Origin of the sequence: Hyunsoonleella rubra, from assembly GCF_042684665.1 — a bacterium.
Lineage (GTDB): Bacteria > Bacteroidota > Bacteroidia > Flavobacteriales > Flavobacteriaceae > Jejuia > Jejuia rubra.
The window spans coordinates 1-2,943 of the sequence record NZ_JBHULY010000030.1; the positions used below are offsets into that span (position 1 = coordinate 1).

Consider the following 2,943-nt stretch of genomic DNA (forward strand, 5'->3'; position numbering starts at 1 on the left):
AGAGTATCACGTACGGTTCTGTGAGAGGTTTAGGGGTGAGATTCCCCTTTACCTACTCGACTTTTTCATTCAGTTAGGTTTTCAGCGTGGGCAAAGACATACTCTTTTGCAATTTTTGGTGTAGCGTTGGCTTGTGAGAATTGCAAATGTGTATGGCTCTAAGCTTTGGCTTTTCCGTAATATTTTTTCCGTAACCAAAATGAAACTCGAACCAATAAAATCAATGCAGGAACTTCAACTAACGGACCAATTACTCCCGCAAATGCTTGTCCTGAATTCAGTCCGAAAACAGCAATAGCAACTGCAATTGCTAATTCAAAATTATTTCCTGCTGCTGTAAATGCAACTGAAGCCGTTTTGTCATATTCTGCTCCTGAAGCTTTGGTAAAGAAAAAACCAATAATGAACATTAGCGCAAAATAGACAAGTAAAGGAACTGCAATAATCAAAACGTCCATTGGAATTTCTACAATCAATTCTCCTTTTAGTGAGAACATAACTACGATTGTAAATAAAAGTGCTATTAAAGTTATTGGCGAAATTGTCGGAATGAATTTATTTGAATACCAATCTTCGCCTTTTAATTTGACTAAAATTAATCTGCTTAAAATTCCCATCACGAAAGGAATACCTAAATAAATAGCGACACTTTCTGCAATTGTTCCGATTGAAATATCTACGATTGCTCCTTCAAATCCAAAATAGGGTGGAAGAACTGTAATAAAAATCCAAGCATAAAAGCTGTAAGCGAAGACTTGAAAAATACTGTTCAATGCTACCAAACCTGCTCCGTATTCGCTACTGCCTTCTGCAAGGTCGTTCCAAACTAAAACCATTGCAATGCAACGAGCCAATCCAATTAAAATTAGTCCGACCATATATTCGGGATAATCTCGTAAAAATGTAATTGCCAAAACAAACATTAAAACTGGACCAATTACCCAATTTAGAATAAGTGAAATCGAAAGGATTTTGGTATTTCTAAAAATTTTTGGCAATAATGAATAATTTACTTTTGCCAAAGGTGGATACATCATTAAAATCAAACCGATTGCAATAGGAATATTTGTTGTTCCGCTACTAAATGAGTTTATAATGTTAGGGAAAGTTGGAATAAAATACCCAAGTCCAACACCAATAGCCATTGCAACAAAAATCCACAGCGTTAGGTTTCTGTCGAGAAAACTTAATTTTTTTGTCGCCATTTTTTAAGAATTTAGTTGAGAAAAAACGTAAAATAATTCAGTTGCAATTTGCAAACTTCTCTCTTCGTATTTTTCTGCCTGTTGTGGTGTGTTGTCAAATGCTTTCGGGTCGTCAAAAGTAATTGGAATTCGTTTTTCTGCACCTGCAATAAATGGACAACCACCATCTGCTTGCGAGCAAGTCATAATTGCTACAAATTCGGATTTGGGATTAAAGTCGTCATCTAATTTTTTTGAAAAGCCAATTATTGGATGCTCGTTGTCAGCATATTTGATACTGTAAATTGGGTTTTCGTTTTTTGAAATTGTTTTAATCTGAAAACCTGAATTTTGCAAAGTCTCGGCAACCATAGGAAAAAGTGCTGTAGCCTCTGTTCCGCCCGAATAACAAAACACATTTTTGATATTGAAGTAATTTGCCATTGTTTGAGCCCAAGCTTGCGATAAATGACTTCTTCGTGAATTGTGAGTACAGATAAAGTTGATACGGATTTCTTTGTTTTCAGAAACCTTGGACTGAATATAATCAGTTAGCGGTTGCAAAACTGTTTTACGTTCGCTTGAAATAATTTCTGTATTTAATGTTTTGATTAAATTTTCTATTTCTGAAAATAAGGTTGGTTTTGTTGTTGTCATTTTCTTTATATTTATTTAATTAGCAACAGTTTCCATCTGGTGAACAACAAGGTTCTTCATTTAAGGTTGATAGTTCTACTTTGGTTTTTTCGACTGGAATTCCGCATTTGTCTTTAGCCAAACAGTCGGTTTGTTTTTTGGTCAACAAAAAGTATTGTCCGTCAAAATCAAGACCGAACTTTCCAATTGTATCTGCTTGATATTCTACTTCTATTTCTAAATCTTGAATGTTGAGTATCTTTTCTGAAAGCTCAATGATATTTAATAGTTTTTCTGGATGTAGCCTGTGGTCGTAGTCGTTTGCATTCCAAAGTTGAAAATTTGCGACTTCTTCGTTTCTCACAGTTCCACCACAGTCGATAAAATGTTTTGTGATTTTACCAACTTCTGTTACGTGAAAATGATTTGGCACTAATTGTCCGTTTGGCAATTGAAAACCAACAGTTTCCAATTCTTTTAATACTGATTTTACTTGTGATAATTTCATAACTCTATTTGTTTATTGCGATTATACGATTAAATGTTTTAAATTTTTTTAACAGCATTCTTGTTTATCTATTAGGTCTTGATTAAGAAATTCGGACATTACAGTTTTCATTGCAGTCCAATTTTCTTGGTGAATACAGTAGCAAACGCTTGTTCCTTCTACATTGCCTTTTATCAAGCCCAAATGTTTTAATTCTTTCAAATGTTGTGAGATTGTTGGTTGAGCCAAACCAATTTCGTTTACCAAGTCTCCGCAAACACAAGAGTTAATTTTAAATAAATGTTGTAAAATCGCTACTCTTGCAGGATGTCCGAATACTTTTGCAAAAAGAGAAATTTCATTTTGTTTGTCGGTAAACATTTCGGTTTTTGCTAATCCCATTTTTATTCTTAATTAATTCATTGCAATATTACGATTAATATTTCAATGTTCAAAGTTTTCTTCGTGCGTTGGCAAAAAACAGCTCTTTTATTTTTTGAGCGTTGGAATTGAGCGTTGGAAAAAATAAATGTGCTGTTTGTGCGGTTGGCTTTTAGCTTGTGGGTAACGGTCTCGGCTCGTATGTTTGCCATGCAAGTTTAATTAAGTATTAAAAATAGTAAATTTCCGACTAAT

General features: G+C 34.0%; 4 protein-coding genes. All 4 read right to left on the reverse strand.

The window, feature by feature from the left end; genetic code table 11:
- Positions 1-158: 158 nt before the first annotated feature.
- From arsB to ACFSR8_RS12985, 4 genes are read right to left on the reverse strand one after another with little or no spacing between them, the layout of a single operon-like run.
- Entirely contained in the window at positions 159-1,205 is a 1,047-nt protein-coding gene (gene arsB / locus ACFSR8_RS12970) for an ACR3 family arsenite efflux transporter (protein WP_380292684.1), read from the reverse strand.
- 3 nt (positions 1,206-1,208) lie between these two features.
- On the reverse strand, positions 1,209-1,841 hold the full coding sequence (locus ACFSR8_RS12975; RefSeq protein WP_380292686.1) for an arsenate-mycothiol transferase ArsC: 633 nt from the start codon (positions 1,839-1,841) through the stop codon (positions 1,209-1,211).
- 19 nt (positions 1,842-1,860) lie between these two features.
- On the reverse strand, positions 1,861-2,328 hold the full coding sequence (locus ACFSR8_RS12980; protein WP_380292688.1) for a DUF6428 family protein: 468 nt from the start codon (positions 2,326-2,328) through the stop codon (positions 1,861-1,863).
- Positions 2,329-2,376: 48 nt separating this feature from the next.
- Entirely contained in the window at positions 2,377-2,709 is a 333-nt protein-coding gene (locus ACFSR8_RS12985; RefSeq protein ID WP_380292690.1) for an ArsR/SmtB family transcription factor, read from the reverse strand.
- Positions 2,710-2,943: the final 234 nt, after the last annotated feature.